The sequence below is a fragment of the Gemmiger formicilis genome (assembly GCF_016901605.1).
In the GTDB taxonomy this organism is placed as follows: Bacteria; Bacillota; Clostridia; order Oscillospirales; family Ruminococcaceae; genus Gemmiger; species Gemmiger formicilis_B.
In genome coordinates this window covers 1-16,636 of sequence record NZ_JACJKP010000010.1, presented here as the reverse complement: position 1 = coordinate 16,636, position 16,636 = coordinate 1, and the positions used below count along the sequence as shown (strand labels likewise).

At 54.4% G+C, this 16,636-nt stretch carries 13 protein-coding genes; 2 read left to right on the top strand and 11 right to left on the bottom strand.

The window, feature by feature from the left end:
* Positions 1–153: 153 nt before the first annotated feature.
* Positions 154–741, bottom strand: a complete 588-nt coding sequence (locus H6B10_RS01700; RefSeq protein ID WP_204649188.1) for a glycerol-3-phosphate acyltransferase — start codon at positions 739–741, stop codon at positions 154–156.
* 41 nt (positions 742–782) lie between these two features.
* Here H6B10_RS01700 and H6B10_RS01695 point away from each other — a divergent pair, with 41 nt between their 5' ends.
* A complete protein-coding gene (locus tag H6B10_RS01695; RefSeq protein WP_204649187.1) occupies positions 783–1,349 on the top strand; it encodes a uracil-DNA glycosylase in 567 nt (188 codons plus the stop codon).
* Between the two features lie 45 nt (positions 1,350–1,394).
* On the top strand, positions 1,395–3,770 hold the full coding sequence (locus tag H6B10_RS01690) for an ATP-dependent DNA helicase (protein ID WP_204649186.1): 2,376 nt from the start codon (positions 1,395–1,397) through the stop codon (positions 3,768–3,770).
* Between the two features lie 49 nt (positions 3,771–3,819).
* Here H6B10_RS01690 and H6B10_RS01685 read toward each other — a convergent pair whose 3' ends face one another.
* From H6B10_RS01685 to metK, 10 genes are all read right to left on the bottom strand, one after another.
* Positions 3,820–5,055: a peptidase U32 family protein gene (locus H6B10_RS01685; protein ID WP_204649185.1), complete on the bottom strand. Its 1,236-nt coding sequence runs from the start codon at positions 5,053–5,055 to the stop codon at positions 3,820–3,822.
* Between the two features lie 67 nt (positions 5,056–5,122).
* Complete coding sequence (gene mltG, locus H6B10_RS01680; RefSeq protein WP_204649184.1) at positions 5,123–6,451, bottom strand: endolytic transglycosylase MltG; 1,329 nt, start codon at positions 6,449–6,451, stop codon at positions 5,123–5,125.
* Positions 6,452–6,511: 60 nt separating this feature from the next.
* Positions 6,512–7,333, bottom strand: coding sequence for a hypothetical protein (locus H6B10_RS01675; RefSeq protein WP_204649183.1), 822 nt, complete (start codon positions 7,331–7,333; stop codon positions 6,512–6,514).
* Positions 7,334–7,362: 29 nt separating this feature from the next.
* On the bottom strand, positions 7,363–8,043 hold the full coding sequence (locus H6B10_RS01670; RefSeq protein ID WP_204649182.1) for a dTMP kinase: 681 nt from the start codon (positions 8,041–8,043) through the stop codon (positions 7,363–7,365).
* Complete coding sequence (thyX, locus tag H6B10_RS01665; protein ID WP_204649181.1) at positions 8,030–8,812, bottom strand: FAD-dependent thymidylate synthase; 783 nt, start codon at positions 8,810–8,812, stop codon at positions 8,030–8,032. Before thyX ends, H6B10_RS01670 begins: the two co-directional genes overlap by 14 nt.
* Positions 8,813–8,828: 16 nt before the next feature.
* The gene (locus H6B10_RS01660) at positions 8,829–11,438 is read right to left on the bottom strand and encodes an ATP-dependent helicase (RefSeq protein ID WP_204649180.1); all 2,610 of its coding nucleotides are present in this window, start codon (positions 11,436–11,438) and stop codon (positions 8,829–8,831) included.
* Positions 11,439–11,485: 47 nt separating this feature from the next.
* Positions 11,486–12,544, bottom strand: a complete 1,059-nt coding sequence (locus H6B10_RS01655) for a rod shape-determining protein (protein ID WP_204649179.1) — start codon at positions 12,542–12,544, stop codon at positions 11,486–11,488.
* On the bottom strand, positions 12,541–13,275 hold the full coding sequence (locus H6B10_RS01650; protein ID WP_204649178.1) for a ComF family protein: 735 nt from the start codon (positions 13,273–13,275) through the stop codon (positions 12,541–12,543). The genes H6B10_RS01655 and H6B10_RS01650 overlap by 4 nt, the downstream gene beginning before the upstream one ends.
* A 38-nt stretch (positions 13,276–13,313) precedes the next feature.
* Positions 13,314–15,548: an SF1B family DNA helicase RecD2 gene (gene recD2, locus H6B10_RS01645; RefSeq protein WP_204649177.1), complete on the bottom strand. Its 2,235-nt coding sequence runs from the start codon at positions 15,546–15,548 to the stop codon at positions 13,314–13,316.
* A gap of 124 nt (positions 15,549–15,672) precedes the next feature.
* On the bottom strand, positions 15,673–16,636 hold a 964-nt coding region (metK, locus tag H6B10_RS01640; RefSeq protein WP_204649176.1), incomplete at its 5' end, for a methionine adenosyltransferase.

The following is a 16,636-nucleotide window of genomic DNA, read 5'->3' as shown; positions in this document are numbered from 1 at the left end:
CAACTGTCAAGGGTTTTTGCGAACTTTTTTGATTTTTTTTGCGTTTTTTGTTTTTTGTCTTATCTTCGTGTTTTTTGCTTCGTTGCAAAATGTTCTTTTCAGTGGTATCATGAATATCAACGTGCAGACTTCCTGTGCTTTGCCAGCAACTTTTCAGGGATTTTTTCGGCAAGCCTTATCTTTTCTGTATTGCCAAAACAGCAATATGGCAGCAGCAAATACTGCCAAACCACTTTGCATGCCGAATTGTAACCATGCTACAGGTGCCGCCAGGCACGGAATCAGCAGGCATCCCCATGTTGCCCCGATCCCGGCAGTCACCACTGCACCTGCCAGGCAGCACAACAGCCCCGTTACAGGCAGATACAGAATTAACCATGTGCAAACCATTACAGTAGCCTGTCCTCCTCCGTGGCGGAGCCATACGGGCCAGGTGTGCCCCGCAATCACCCCTATCCCACCATAAAGGATTGCTGTGTGTTCCAATTCCGGTGCTGCAAGCCGATAGCAGAACCAGCAAGCCAAAACGGTGGTGAGTATATCCCCTGCTGCCACAGCAATCATCGCATTTTTGCCAAAGTTTTTCTTTATGTTGTCCATACTGGCCCGGCCGTTGCCAATGTTCCGTATACCCGTTCCGGCCAGACAACGCGCAACCACTTCTGCCGCCAGAAAATTGCCGAAGGCATATCCGGCTGTCAGACACAGTAGTGATAGCAGCGTTCCGTATTCAAGCGACATATTCCCTATCCCCCATTCTTTTTATATGAGAGGTACTTACAATGGATTTGCAAACATTACAGCAAGAATGCCTTGCCTGCCGCCGCTGCGGATTATGTGAATCGCGCACCCATGTGGTCTTTGGACAGGGGGCCCCCGACGCAGAAGTACTTTTTGTGGGTGAGGGTCCCGGCGCCAACGAGGATGCCCAGGGACTCCCCTTTGTGGGCCGCAGCGGACAGCTTCTGGACCATTATCTGGAAGCTGTAGATCTGGACCGCCAAAAGAATGTGTACATCGCAAACATCGTGAAATGCCGTCCACCGCAAAACCGTGATCCGCTGCCGGAAGAGTCTGCAGCATGCATCCCCTGGCTGCGTCAGCAGTTCCAGCTTCTGCGTCCCAAAATCATTGTTTGCCTGGGGCGTATCGCGGCCCAGCAGCTGATCGACCCAGGCTTTTCCATTACCCGTGATCACGGAAAGTTTTTTGACAAGCACGGCACATTTTTTATGGCTACCTATCATCCTGCTGCGTTGCTGAGGTACCCGGTCAATAAACCTGCTGTTTTTGGTGATTTTGTGGCTTTGCGTGACAAGATTGCGCAGGTTTGCACACATACTTATTAATCACGGTTTTTCTCTCCGTGAACGAATCGAAGGAGTTGACTTCTCATGCAGCCGGAATCTTTGTCCGTGGTTTTGCCTATCCGGCGGCTTGTGGAATTTTTACTCCGAAGCGGCAGTCTGGACAGCCGTTTTACCGGCTTTGACCGCGCCAATGAAGGGGCTCGGCTGCACCGAAAATTGCAGCGCGCTGCCGTAAAAGAGCATCCCGATTACACCGCGGAAGTAGCCCTTACCCAAGAGTATGGCTGCAATGGTATCCAATATACCTTGGAGGGACGGGCAGACGGTATTTTTACCGATGAGGATGGCATAAAAACCATAGATGAAATCAAAACCACACTGCTTCCCTCTGAACAAATTACCGAGGATCATGCACCGGAACATTGGGCACAGGCGAAAGTGTATGCTGCCATTTACGCACAGCAACAAAACCTGGACACAATGCGTGTCCGCCTGACCTATTATCAGGTAGAAGAAGAGCAGATCTATCGCTTTGCAAAAACATGGACCTGCGAGGAGCTGACCGCGTTTGTGGAAGATCTGCTGACGCAGTACGCCCCCTGGGCCAAACGCGCTGCCGCATGGCGTCAAAAGCGGCAGACCGATTTGCAGGCACTTGGCTTTCCCTTTCCCCAGTATCGTACCGGTCAGCGTGCTATGATCGGTGCCGTTTATGAAACCTGCCGTGATGGTGGGCATTTGCTGTGTCAGGCTCCCACCGGCATCGGAAAGACTATGAGTGTTTTGTTTCCGGCGCTGAAAGCCCTGGAGGATGGCGGGCCGGTCTTTTACCTTACCGCACGAGGGACCACACGCGCTGCAGCGGAAAGTGCGCTTTCTTTACTGCATGTGCAGAATCCTGACCTGGCTTTGCGCAGCGTCACACTGACAGCAAAAGACAAAATCTGTATGCTGCCCGTGCGGGAATGTACACCGGAAGCCTGCCCGTATGCCAACGGTTATTTTGACAAGATCCGTACAGCTTTATGGAAGGCACTGGACGAACAAACGCTTACATCCGAAACGTTGCAGGACCTGGCCAGGGAATACCAGGTATGCCCTTTTGAATTGGGGTTGGATCTGAGCCTGTGGTGTGATGTGGTCATCGGGGATTATAACTATCTGTTTGATCCGGTCGTACGCCTTGTGCGCTTTTTTGATTCCCGCGGCGATTATCTTTTTCTGATCGACGAAGCACACAACCTCCCTGGCCGTGCACGTGATATGCACAGTGCTTCTCTTTCCAAAAGCAGATTTTTGGAAGCAAAAAAACAGTTGGGCAGCGGGAAAAGCTCGCTCAAAACAGCGCTGCAAAAAGTCAACGAAGTTTTTCTTGGCTGGCGTCACCGTTGTGAGGAAGAATGCTCGGACACCCGTTTCGGCAAAACCTTTTTTGAACCGACCCGTGCAGAAGCACTGGACCGTGCTTTGACCCGCCTGTGTGAACCGCTGGAACTCTGGCTGGATGATCACCGTGACCCCGGCGAAACACACGATATTCTGCTTCAGCTTTATTTTGATGTGCGCGCCTGGCTGCGCGTTGCGGATACATTCGACGATCATTTTGTGCTGCAGGTATCGGCATACGGAAGTGAAGTACACGCGGCCATGCTCTGTTTGGACCCCAGCGCTTTTTTGGCCTCCGACTTTGCCAAAGGGCGTGCCGCCGTACTATTCAGCGCTACGTTGACCCCCGCAGGCTATTATAAAGACTTGTGCGGCCTTCCCGATGCTCGTGCCGTGGCGCTGCGCAGCCCCTTCCCACCTGCCAATCTTGGGCTTTGGTGTGCGCGTCATATCAGCACACGATATAAAGACCGACAGGCAAGCATCACACAGGTTTCGGACTTGATTGCCTGTATGGCTCGCGGAAAGGCAGGAAACTATCTGGTGTTTTTTCCCAGTTACAGCTACCTGCAAAATGTCTGGGAAGATTTTTCTGTCCGTTACCCGGATTTAGCCACTCTGTGCCAGGAAAGCAGCATGGATGAATCTCAGCGCACCGAATTCCTTGCGCATTTTTCGCCTGAACAAAAGGATACGCTGGTCGGATTTGCGGTTCTGGGCGGTGTTTTCAGCGAAGGTGTGGATTTCATTGGCGACAGACTGATCGGTGTTGCCATTGTAGGGCCGGGGCTGCCGCAGGTAGGCCCTCGTCAGGAACAACTTCGGGATCACTTTGAAAAAACACGGGGCTCCGGTTTCGATTATGCCTACCGATACCCGGGGATGAATAAGGTTCTGCAGGCAGCCGGGCGGGTGATCCGTACCCCGCAGGATAAAGGTGTGGTCCTACTGATTGATGACCGGTTTACCGCCCCTGATACACGCCGGTTATTGCCGCCTCACTGGTCACATCTTCGTGCGGTCAACAGCGTGCAGCAACTGGAAACGGAATTGACTGCCTTTTGGAGCCCCTGAATCGCAACACGAAACAAGCGCCTGCAGCCAATGCTGCAGGCGCTTGTTTTTATCCTTCGTTTTCAGGTTTTTGCATCCGCAAAAGGCTGTAAGGCATCAACGGTGTTTGACAGGGAATGGTATACCGCATCATGGGGTGCGGTGTAGCATCCACCCTCTCACCAGCCTCGTTTTCGATCCATTCCGGCGTCAGCTTGACCACACTGCCATCCGGCTGCAGAATTTCCAAGGTATCTCCCTGTACGAACTTCCCACGCTGCGTACAATGGGCAAGGCCGTTTTCCCAGGAATCCACCGTACCAATGAAATCCCATTCCCGGACATAGGTGTGGCTGGGCGTCTGCAGGGCCTGTTCCTTGCCAAAATAGAAACCAGGCGAATAATGTCTGTGGCTGGTCCGGTTCAGTTCTTCAAACACATCGACCGGCAGTTCAAAGTTGTCGTTGTACGGGTCACGCAGATAGGCGTCCAGCGCGCGACGGTATGCACTGGTAACCGAAGCTACGTAGTAGAAGGTCTTGGCCCGGCCTTCAATTTTCAGCGAATCTACACCCGCTTTACAGATCAAATCCAAAAACGGCGCTGTGCAAAGGTCATTGGCATTCAGAATATAGCTTCCGTTTTCGTTTTCGCCAATCTCCATATACTGGCCCGGACGATGTTCCTCCACCAGTGCGTATTTCCACCGGCAAGGCTGTGCACATTCCCCGCGGTTTCCGCTGCGGCCGGTCATATAGCTGGACAGCAGGCAGCGGCCGGAAACACTCATGCACATGGCACCGTGCACAAAGGCTTCCAGTTCCAGATCTCGCGGGCAGTTATCCCGAATCTGGGCAATTTCGGTCAAAGGCAGTTCCCGAGCCAGCACCACACGCTTGGCCCCCAGCTCGTAGGCAACCGTTGCAGCCTCGTAGTTGGTAATGCCCGCCTGGGTGGAAACATGACGTTCCACGCCCGGGGCATACTTCTTGGCCAGCGCCAGAACCCCGAGATCGGCAATGATGAAAGCATCCACGCCGGCTTCCGCCGCATCCTGGATGTACTGCGGCAGTTTTCGCAGTTCTTCATTGGTAGGCAAGGTATTCAGGGTCAGATACACTTTTTTACCGCGGGCATGGGCAAAAATGCAGCCTTCTGCCAATTCCCCTACCGTCAGGTTGACCGGCGCTGCCCGCATGCCGAATTCCGGCAATGCGCAATACACGGCATCAGCGCCATACAAGACGGCGTATTTCAATGTTTCCAGGCTGCCGGCAGGCGCCAGCAGTTCGGGCTGTTGCAGCATATATATTCCTCCTGTAAAAAAGCGCCCGGACGCGCCGGGCGCTTTCATGCTTATTTCTTTGACAAAATCAATACGCCCAGCCGGCTTTTTCTACGTTCGCCTGATGTTCATCAGCCGTTTTTGCGTAGAAATACTGACCGGCTACATCGGTGTCGGGATGTCCCGTAACAAAGAAGAAATATCCTTCATCGAGATATTCCTGATCCGGATTCAGCGCCGCTTCGATAGCAGCATAGCCCGGGCAGGAAATGGGACCGGCCGGCAACCCACTGATGCGGTAGGTATCATACGCATTCAGCACATCTTCCGGAATGGCACCAAGAGCAGGCCATCCGTAATATTCCGCCGTGGGAGAGTTCCACAGATAGTTGTTTTCTACATCCTGTGTGATATAGCTGCAGGCATTGGATTCCAGCTTATGCTCTGCCCACAGGGGATCATCGGATTCCAAACGGTTGTGGAAGCATGCGCTGACTTTGGCATCCTCCGCTTCCACACCGGCTTCTTCCTGAATAAAGCTGGCCAGTTTGACCACATCATCCAGCGTGGTACCCTTCTGGTTGATGGTGTCGGTCAAGCCTTCGGTCTTGGCTTCAAACTCCGCATAGAGGGTATCCACATAGTAGTAGACATCTTCATCTGCGTACACGTTGTAGGTGTCGGGGAAAAGATACCCTTCGCACTTCATCAGTCTGCCGTTGTCCGGAATCTGCGTCCAGAAACTGTACTGGCTGAAGTCAGAACCATCGGTGCCATTGGCACAGTTCAGGAAGGTATCAATGCTGTCTACCAGACCCGCGTCCACAAAAATCTGGGCAACGCCTACGGCTGTTGTTCCTTCCGGAATGGTAACGTTGGTAGTCGGGCGATAGGTTTCCTGCGAAATCGTCTGGATAATGGTATTGTAATCCATGCCGGAACGCAGGGTAAACTCACCGAATTGAATGCCGCCGGCCTTGCCGCTGTACTTGACATACTCTTTGAACAGCCAGTCATACTGAATGATACCGGCGTCTTTGAGCTGTGTGGCAATGCTGCTGACCGAGGAACCCTGTTCAACCGTAATGGTTTGTTCCGGTCCTAACTCCGTATCGCCATCGATTTCGCTGTAAAATTTCATGACCTGGTAAGCACCCACGCCTACCAGCACCAGCACGATCAATACAATCAGGCAGCCCAGCGGAAAACGACGACGAGGCTTGCTCTCCTCATCTTCAAATTCTTCCTGTTTTGCTTTGCGTTTTTTTTGCGGTTTTGTTTTCTCCCTGACCGGCTCTTCTTTCTTTTTAGGCGGCTGCACTGCCGCTTTTTCTTCTTTTGCTTCCTGCGCAGCAGGTGCAGGTGATGTGGGCTGCACCCGGTTTTCTGCGTTGTTGTCGCTTCGATTGATCCTCATGAATGATTTCCTTACCTTTCCGGCTGTGTGGTCATCCTTTAATCGTTTCTGTTCTGTCTTTTACAACAGCATCCTGAAATAAACATCCGTTACCGGGAACGATTCGTGCAAAAATGCAATCATACCGTACCCGCAGCGCCGTCCGGCTCCCGGATACAAAGTCTGATTTTCAGACAACAGGATGCGGGCCTGTTCCGCGCCCGTTTTTTCCCGTGCCGCTTGCAGCAAAGTATCGGCGCAATAATCATTATCGGCCTGCAATTCCAAAAATTGCAGTTCCTGCCCCTTGCTGTAGTATAACCCATAGCCCCGACGATTTGAAACCACCGTCAGGCCACGGCGGTACAGCTGGGTCATCACTTCGTTCATAGCCGACTCCGGCAAGGAGATACATCCCGGCTGAAAACGCATCCGCATATTCAGCAGATGCCGTACCGTAAGACTGTCAAATTCAGCCTGGGCAACAAGGTTGCGCCTGATGGGCTTTTGCAATACACGCATCGGCAATAAATTTTTAAACTGCAACGTTTCCAGCGACTGGGCCTCTTGGGCGTTTTCCGGCGCCAAAACCGCGAAATCGTATTTCTTGGCAGCAAACGCACGCAAGCATCCGCTGAGCAGGCGCGGTAACAGATTTTCCATGGAAGTATTCTGCGCCGCAGCTGCGCCGCAGAACCAAATCCCCTTGCGATGGGTATACGTCACCGGAACCGCCGCCAGCATTGCTGCCGGCATGTGCCCGGCTTGTTCCAGCACCAGAATATTATCCAGCCCTGCCACATTCAGCAGCCATCCGGCAGCATCCGCAGGCGTTTCCCCATATCGGGTACAGCGCAGACGCACCAATGTTTCCAGATCGTCAGCGGCTGCCATCCGTACCATAGGCACGTCTCCTTTCCGTATCCCTCATTTTACAGGATTGGTTCAATTTGCGCAAGTATCTCAGCGTTGATCTCCTCGACCGTGCGCATCCATTGTTTTTCGCCGTCGCTGCGGGTGCACTCAATACGATGCCAGCCAAACATTTTGGCACAGTATTCTGCCGCCGCACGGCTGCGGGCAATATATTCGTGATCCCGTTCCTGGATATCTTTCTGGCTTTCGTCACCATGGTAACGCTCTTTCAGCAGTTCCTGGGACACTTCCGGATTGACTGCCAGATAAATGACCGCATCCGGTGCGGGGATGCCGATTTTCTTGTATTCGAAATCAAACAACCAGTTCAGGAACCCATCCCAGTGCATCGGGGGCAATTTGGAGCACTGATGTACCGCATTGGATGTAGTATACCGGTCCGAAAGAACCAGACCGCCGCTTCTGTAAAACTCGCCCCAGTCGGTTTTGTAACTGGCAAAACGGTCCACAGCATAAAAACTGGACGCCGCGTAGGCGTTGACATCATCCGGTTTATCGCCAAACTGACCGGAGAGATACATCTTAACCAGCGCCGATGAATCGCTGGCGTAGTTGGGGAAGGTAATCTGCCGCAGATCCACGCCCCGTTCCGTCAGTTTTTGGGCAGTCAATGCCGTTTGCGTTCCTTTGCCGGAACCATCCAGTCCTTCAAAAATAATCAGCTTACCCACGGCCAAGCGCCTCCTGTTTCAGCTCCTCATATTTCCGGCGAACTTCCTGCTGCTGACCGCAGCACATGCGCCCTTCCGGGCAAGGACCCGTCAGGCAGCGCGGACCTGCCGTCGCAAAAATGTGCGGTGCCAAAGGAAGAACAAGACGCAGCATCTCATCGGCCACGGCGCGGATCTCCCACTGCGCGCGATTGCAGCAGCGTAAATTGAAAAAGTTCTGCAGGCTGCGGCAATTCATGGTCATGACCATTTTGGTTTCGCAGGCGTTGGGCAGTACAAAACGGGCATCTTCATTTGCCTGTTTGCTGGCCTTGGCCCGGGCCGCTTTTTCTTCCATGCCCTGCGCCATCAGGCGCTGTGTATGGGCCTCCTCCAACGACTTTACCAGAGAAAGATAGTTGCGGGCTTCTTCGTTCATGGCCTCGATAAACTTTTCTTTTGCTTCCGGGATTGCTTCGATCTCCGGCGGAATCACGTAACGGAAATCTTCCAGGCGCACATAGCGCTGGCTCTGGACGCTGAAACTGGCAATACGATGCCGTGTGACCTGCGCCAGGAAAGTACGCGATACCCCTTCAATGCCAAAGGTAAAACTGGCGTGTTCAATGGGGCTTGCATGCCCCAAATCGGTAAGTTTCTGCAAAAAGGAAGCGGTCTTTTCCGGGGTAAGCCCCTCCAGCAGTGTTTCGATATGCGCATCCGAATAGCACAGTTTGGCAGCGGCTGCCACCGTCTTTTCCGGATCATTGGTATGTGCAATCAGTTGAACCAGCATAAAAGCGCCTCCTATTTTATTCCGATATTTTTTTCAGGGGTGCATAATTGGCCATCGTCTTTTTGACACCCACCCGGTCAAACTGGATTTCCACAATGCAGTCACCCGCAATGGGGGTTGCTTTCAACACTTTGCCGCGTCCAAACACCCGATGCTCTACCAGATCGCCCGCAGCATAGTGGACATTCTGCTTTTTGGGAGCTGCACTTTGCATACCGGCCAGCGTGGAAGTTCCCGCTCCGGCCGGGGCGGCAGGGGCACCACTGTGGTGGTTTACGCTGCTCCCGTATCCGGCGCCGAAACCGCCGCTTTGCACCGTATGGCGGCCACCGCGATAGTTGGGGCTGTCGTGCCCGCCACTGGCAAAGCCGCTGCTGTACCCTGCCCCAAAACCACCGCGGGGACGCGCGTTATAATCGCTGTTCAGGTACCCTCTTGACGCACCGGAATACCCGCTGCGCCCACCGGGAACACTGGTACTGTAGGTGCCGTACCCTGCCCCGAAACCACCGGCGGTATAGGCCAGTTCCGGGCTTTGGGTTTCGTCCAGCAAATCGGCGTCAATTTCCGAAAGGAAGCAGGACGGCGGATTCCGACGCGTCTGCCCGAAAATCAGGCGGCTGCGGGAAGTGGAAAGATACAATTCTTTCTTGGCACGGGTAATGGCGACATAGCAAAGGCGCCTCTCTTCTTCCATATCTTCTTCATTGTAGCGGGCCATATCGCCGGGGAAAATTCCATCTTCCATGCCCACCACAAAAACATACGGAAATTCCAGTCCTTTTGCCGAATGGATGGTCATCATCGTAACGCTGTCGGCGTCCTGATCATAGCTGTCCAGATCAGAGATGAGTGCTACTTCTTCCAGAAATCCCGAAAGGGTCGCTTCTTCTCCGTTCTGATCTGTATATGTCTTTACCGAGCTGACCAACTGGCCCAAGTTTTCCAGGCGCGCTTCGCCCTCTTCCTTCTGGGCCTTCAGCATGGCCTCGTATCCGGTTCTCTTGATGACCTCGCCCGCAAATTCATCCAAAGGCATAGTGACGGAAAGATCACACAGTTCCCGGTACATATCGTAAAATTTTTCCAGGGCCGCCGCCGCACGCATCAATTCCGGATAGCTGCGCGCATCGGCAATGATCTGCATCATCGGCACACCGGCTCTGGCCGCCAGTTCCCCTACCTTGTCGATGGTAGAAGCGCCGATTTTCCGGGCTGGTTCGTTGATGATCCGGCGCAGCCGTACATCATCGCGGGGGTTGACAATTACCGCCAGATAGGAGTTGATGTCCTTTACTTCCTTGCGGTCGAAGAAGCGCTGGCCGCCCACGATGCGGTACGGAATACCGGCGCGGGCAAAATAGGTTTCGATGGGGTTGGACTGCGCGTTCATACGGTACAGCACCGCATGGTCACGCAGATGAGCGCCCTCCCGCAGATGTTCCCCGATCACATCCGCAATGTGGCTCGCCTCGTCCTGTTCACTGGACGCCGTATAATGGTGAACCTTGTCGCCATCTCCGTTTTGGGTCCACAGCGTTTTGCCTTTACGGCCCATATTGTTCTTGATAACGCTGTTGGCTGCATTGAGGATGTTAGAGGTGGAGCGGTAATTCTGTTCCAGACGGATGGTCTTGGCGCCGGTAAAGACCTGTTCAAAATTCAGGATGTTCTCAATGGTTGCGCCGCGGAATTTATAGATGGACTGGTCGTCATCGCCCACAACACAAACATTGTTGGTACCGCCTGCCAGCAGCCGTACCAGATGGAACTGTGCCACACTGGTATCCTGGTATTCGTCAACCACCACATAGCGGAACTTGTTTTGGTAATATTCCCGTGCTTCGGCGTCTGTCTGAAGCAGCCGGACCGTATGATAAATCAAATCATCAAAGTCCATGGCCCCGGCGGTTTTCAGACGTCCTGCATACGTAGTATAAATTTTCGAGATCAGTGCAGCTTTGGTATCACGCGGGGCCTCCGCCGCCACATCTTCAGCAGACATCAGCTTATCTTTGAAGGAACTGATCTGCGCTACCGCAGATTTGATCGGCAGGAATTTATCGTCGATCATCTTGTCCTTGTAAATTTGTTTCAGCACCCGCTGCTGATCATCCGAATCATAGATAGTAAAGCTTTTGGGGAAACCGATGCGCTCTGCATCACGGCGCAGAATCCGCACACAGGCAGAGTGGAAAGTCGAGGCATTCACGTCCCCGCCCATAGTTTCCCCCAGCATGGCACGAAGACGTTCTTTCAGTTCGCCCGCTGCTTTGTTGGTGAAGGTAATGGCCAGAACATTCCAGGGACGTGCCGGGCGCACAGCCAGATACGCGGTTTCCCGCGGGAGGTCCCTGCCGGACTGCACCGCAGCCCGCAGATCCTCCAGATCAGCCTCGGTAATATTGCGGGGCAGTTCTTTGCTTCCGTGTGCCGAGCCGAAGCGGATGATGTTGGCAATTCGATTGACAAGCACCGTTGTTTTTCCTGACCCGGCGCCGGCCAGAATCAGCAAAGGACCTTCTGTGGTAAACACTGCCTGCCGCTGCACCGGATTCAGCCGGGTAAACTTACTCTCGATATATTGATCGCGCAAGGCGAGATATTCGCGGGTGATATCGGGCATGATGATTTTCCTTCCAAAATTAAAATATCAGAGTATTATAGCACGGGTCAGTCACCGGCAAAAGGGTCCCGCACATTCTGTAAAGCCTTCTTCCAGGCTTTGGGCGTAGCATCCCGGAACCCTGCCGTGAGGAATTTTCCCTCACTCAGGCTGATTGCGGTCCCGCGTGCCACACAGTTGATCGGATCGGGTGCAATTGCCACATCTACATGCAGTTCCCCTGCCAGGTAGGAAGCCAAACCGCGCAGCAAAGACCCGCCGCCAGTCAGCAAAACCCCCGTCGAGGACACATCCGCCGCCAGTTCCGGCGGTGTACTTTCCAGCACGGCCCGTGCCGCTGCCGCAATGCGGGTGGCCAGTTCTTGCACCGGCTCATACAAATCGTGCGTATAGATCAGCCTGCGAGCCGGGAGATTGGTTTCCCAGGAATGACCGCGCACTTCCATGACACCTTCAAACTCGCTTTTGGTGCAGCAGGCCACCTGTTTTTTCAGCGCTTCCGCCGTCAGCGGACCAATGGCAATCTGGTATTTTTCCTGAACGAACTGGGCAATGCACTTGTCAAACGCATTACCGGCAACCGGAACGCTGGCCGCACGCACGCGTCCGCCCATACTGATCACCGCAATATCGGTGGAACCGCCGCCAATATCAATAACCATACAGCCATGAGGCTGACGGATCTGCAGTCCTGCGCCCAACGCGGCCGCTACCGGCTCATCCACCAAAAACACCTGCCGCGCCCCGGCGCCCATTACGGATTCCACCACGGCGTCTGCCTCGACGCCTGTAATGGCGGCCGGAACGCATACGGCAACGCGCGGCTTAAAAAAGCGGGAACGGCAAACTTCGTTTACAAACCGCACGATCAGTTCATTGGTCATACGGTGGTCCTGAATCACACCGTCGCGCAGTGGACGGACCAGATCAATGTGGGCAGGCGCACGCCCTACCATGCGCAGAGCATCATCCCCCACCGCCAGAATGGTGTTTGACCGCGTATCTACGGCCCCAATGGTGGGCTGGCTGAAAACAACGCCTTGTTTTTCTGTGGCAATAATGATCGAGGTTGTCCCCAGATCAATGCCGATATCCTGTTGATTCATCTGTATTTCTCCGTTGGAATTCGTTTTTCCTTTGGCAGATCTTCTTTTGCGGCAATAGCAGCCGCCGTTACATCCACGGCTCCTGCCTGCAAAAGCAGCAGTGCACAGGCCGATACCGTGGCGCCTGTTGTGATAATATCATCGACAAGCAATACGCGCTTGCCGCTCAGATCTACTTTGGGACGGCAGCGATATGCCTTTTTGGCGTTCTGCAGGCGCTCTTCCCTTGTCAGGCTTTTTTGAACAGTCGCATGCGGAACCACTTCCACTGCCTCCAGGACCGGGATCTGAAACAGCGTTCCCAGGCGGCGCGCCAACTGCAACGCTAACCCCGGCACGCCGGGCCATGGCCGATGCGGCGGTACCGGCACAATGCAGTGATAAAGCGGCATCTGAACAAACAACTCATTGCGGGGGCGCTTGCCGGGGACGTTGGCCGCTTCAGCTCCCCATATACGCACCGCCATGCGGTCTGCCAGTTCTCTGGCATGCCAGGGATGACCGCCGTTTTTGCACAGCAGAATTGCTTCACGGACTATGCCCTCATAGTAATAGGCTGCCATTGCCCCCTGGAGTGCATACAAAACGTGCTCCGTTTCCGGCAGCCGGGGCGGAAGATGGGCCAGACGCGTTTCTTCCGATGCGCAATCCGGACAAAATGCACCGTCCGGTGCGGTATCGTCCAAGAGTGTGTTGCAGAACGGGCATCGCCGCGGATAAAGCAGTGCCATGGCCTGTTCTGCTGCCGCTGTCCAATCCGTATTCTTTCTCATTTTGCCTGTGCCGCAGGGGTAACGGCATCTTCCAGCAAATAGCGAAGACCGCTGTAACGCATATTCTGGCGCACATTGCGCACCATCGTCTGTATTGTACGGCTGCTGCCGGTCAACACACACAGCTTACGCGCACGGGTCACGCCGGTATATAAAAGGTTGCGGTAACAAAGGCGCGCGGGAACATCCGCCACCGGAACAATAACGGCCGGGAATTCCGAACCCTGGCTTTTATGGACCGTTACCGCATAAGCCGGTTCCAGCTCGTTCAGCTGGTCGGCCGAATACACATACTTACGGTCATCCATCATGACCGTGACTGAACGGGATTCTCTGTCAATGGCCGTGATAATACCCAAATCCCCGTTATAGGCACCCACACCGGCTTCCGCGCCGGCACGCTCAAAGGTAATGTCGTAATCGTTTTTGATCTGCATGACCTTGTCACCCAGACGCAGGATTTTGCTGCCTTTTTCCCCGCCGATCTGCGGTTTCCCCGGCGCCGGTGGATTAAGGACCTCCTGCAAACGGGCATTGAGTTCCACACTGCCCGTTGGTCCGACTTTTGTAGGGCAGAGAACCTGAATGTCCCGTATCGGATCAAACCCATACGCTTTGGGCAACCGTGTGCTCACAAGATCGCATACCAGGCGCTGACAAGCCAGCCCGGCGGATTCAATCATAAAAAAGTCATCGGCAGCGGCCCCTTTTTGCGGCATCTGCCCCTGAACAATGCGGTGGGCGTTTTGTACAATCAGGCTTTTCTGCGCCTGGCGGAAAATATCCGTCAGGCGCACGGTGGGAATTGCCTGTACGCGCAGAATTTCTCCCAGGATATTCCCAGGCCCCACGCTGGGCAGCTGGTCGGCATCCCCCACCATAATGATCCGGCAATGGTAACGCGCTGCTGCCAGCAACGCCTGGAACAACTTGACATCCACCATGCTCATTTCGTCCAGAATGATGACATCATATTTGAGCAGATTCTTTTCATTATGGATAAAGCGGACCATTCCGGTTGTATAGTCCACCTCCAGAAGGCGGTGAATGGTGGATGCCGTGTGATTGGTCAGTTCGCTCAACCGCTTGGCCGCCCGGCCGGTAGGCGCACACAGCGCTACACGATCATACAATGCCTCATACAGACTCAGAATGGCATTGACCGTGGTGGTTTTGCCGGTACCCGGGCCGCCGGTAAGCACCATCACGCGGCTGGATAGCGCCGTACGGATGGCTTCTTTTTGCAGCGGCGCATAGGCAAATCCCTGTGCAATTTCCAGGGCACGAATATCGCTTTCCAAAGTTTTGGGCGGTTCCGTGGGAAAGGTGGCCAGTTCTCCCAGTCGGGCGGCAATGTCCTCCTCCGCAGAGAGAAGATCCGGAAGATAGATATACTCGGTTTCTTCAAACGAGCGGGTACGCAGTTCCCCGGCCTGCAATAATTCCTCCAAACCGGCTTCTATGTCCTGGGGTTCCACCCGCAGGAATTTTGCGGTACTCTCCAAGAGCTTGGCACGCGGCAGGCAGGTGTGACCGTTGCCGGCGTTATGGCGCAGTGCATACAGAAGCCCAGCAGCCACCCGAAGGCGGCTGCCGGATTCAAACTGCAATGCCGCGGCAATTCCGTCCACCTGGGCAAATTTGAGCTGCAGCGGTTCCCCGCAAAGAAGATACGGGTTCTGCGTCAAGGCTTCCACCGTGTGGGGGCCGTACGCGCGATAGGCGGTAACGGCACTTTGCGCCGAAAGGCCATACCGGGCAAACCAGGCAATGACCTCCCGCACACCGTACATACGGCGAAATTCGTTGGAGATGATGCCTGCCTTCTCCGGTGTGATGCCCTTGATTTCACACAGTTTCTGGGGCGTTTCGGAGATGATATTCAGGGTTTCTTCCCCAAAAGCTTTGACGATTTTTTTGGCGGTGGAAGGTCCGATATAGGGCAATACCCCGCTGGACAGATAACTCAGGAGCCCGGCGGTATCCTGCGGCAGGCTTGCCTCACAGGATTCTGCGCGGAACTGTTCACCGTAGCTGGGATGATTGACCATGTGACCGTAAACCGTGACATGCATACCGTTGTCAATGCCGCCTACATTTCCGGCCACCACAATGTCCTGGTCACTGGCGTTGACTTCAAACACCGCATACCCGCTCTCGGCGTTTTCGTAGATCACATGTTCCACGACACCTTCGAGTTTTTGCAGCTGTATCTGCGTGGTGCTTTCCATACTTCGCCCCCTTCGGTACACTTCCACAATATCCTCTTTATTATACCCCAACCCCTGATATTTGGCAAACCAAAAAAGCGCGGGGTCTCCCCCGCGCTTTTGTCGTATTTGATTAGGATGCTGCTCAGACCAGCGCAGCTTTCAGGGCCTCCACACGATCGGTGTTTTCCCACTTGACACCCAGATCTTCCCGTCCCATGTGGCCATAAGCAGCCAGCGGACGATAGATGGGCTTGCGCAGATCCAGATCCCGGATGATGGCGGCCGGGCGCAGGTCAAAGACCTTCTTCACGGCGTCTTCAATCCGGCTGTCGGCCACCGTACCCGTGCCGAAGGTATCCACCATGATGGATACCGGCTCGGCCACGCCGATGGCATAGGCCAGTTCCACTTCGCACTTTTTGGCAAGACCGGCAGCCACGATATTCTTGGCTACCCAGCGGGCCGCATACGCTGCGGAACGGTCCACCTTGCTGGGGTCTTTACCGCTGAAAGCACCGCCGCCGTGACGGGCATAACCACCGTAGGTATCTACGATGATCTTGCGGCCGGTCAGACCGGTATCGCCCTGGGGACCGCCCACCACAAAACGCCCGGTGGGGTTAATGTAATATTTGGTGTTTTCGTCCAGCATTTCAGCCGGGATGACCTTCTCGATCACTTCCCGCTTGATATCGGCATGGAGCTGTTCCTGGCTGACTTCCGGGCTGTGCTGGCTGGAAATAACCACAGCGTCCACACGAACCGGCTTGCCGTCCTCATACTCCACGGTCACCTGGCTCTTGCCATCGGGACGCAGATAATCCAGCAGACCGCTCTTGCGGACTTCCGTCAGGCGCTTGGCCAGCTTATGGGCCAGGCTGATGGGAAGCGGCATCAATTCCGGCGTTTCGTCGCAGGCATAGCCGAACATCATGCCCTGGTCACCGGCACCGGCAACTTCGTCGTTGGTGCCCAGTGCAATATCAGGGCTCTGGCCGTCGATATTGACGATCACACCACAGGTGTCGCAGTCGAAACCGTACTTGGCGCGGTCATAGCCGATGGAGCGGATCACATCCCGGGCAGTTTCGGCAATATCCACATAG

Excerpts from the sequence above, each read along its gene's own strand:
- H6B10_RS01700 (WP_204649188.1), bottom strand. The coding sequence starts at position 741 with ATGTCGCTTGAATACGGAACGCTGCTATCACTACTGTGTCTGACAGCC.
- H6B10_RS01695 (WP_204649187.1), top strand. The coding sequence starts at position 783 with ATGGATTTGCAAACATTACAGCAAGAATGCCTTGCCTGCCGCCGCTGC.
- H6B10_RS01690 (WP_204649186.1), top strand. The coding sequence starts at position 1,395 with ATGCAGCCGGAATCTTTGTCCGTGGTTTTGCCTATCCGGCGGCTTGTG.
- H6B10_RS01685 (WP_204649185.1), bottom strand. The coding sequence starts at position 5,055 with ATGCTGCAACAGCCCGAACTGCTGGCGCCTGCCGGCAGCCTGGAAACA.
- mltG (WP_204649184.1), bottom strand. The coding sequence starts at position 6,451 with ATGAGGATCAATCGAAGCGACAACAACGCAGAAAACCGGGTGCAGCCC.
- H6B10_RS01675 (WP_204649183.1), bottom strand. The coding sequence starts at position 7,333 with ATGGTACGGATGGCAGCCGCTGACGATCTGGAAACATTGGTGCGTCTG.
- thyX (WP_204649181.1), bottom strand. The coding sequence starts at position 8,812 with ATGCTGGTTCAACTGATTGCACATACCAATGATCCGGAAAAGACGGTG.
- H6B10_RS01660 (WP_204649180.1), bottom strand. The coding sequence starts at position 11,438 with ATGCCCGATATCACCCGCGAATATCTCGCCTTGCGCGATCAATATATC.
- H6B10_RS01655 (WP_204649179.1), bottom strand. The coding sequence starts at position 12,544 with ATGAATCAACAGGATATCGGCATTGATCTGGGGACAACCTCGATCATT.
- H6B10_RS01650 (WP_204649178.1), bottom strand. The coding sequence starts at position 13,275 with ATGGCACTGCTTTATCCGCGGCGATGCCCGTTCTGCAACACACTCTTG.
- recD2 (WP_204649177.1), bottom strand. The coding sequence starts at position 15,548 with ATGGAAAGCACCACGCAGATACAGCTGCAAAAACTCGAAGGTGTCGTG.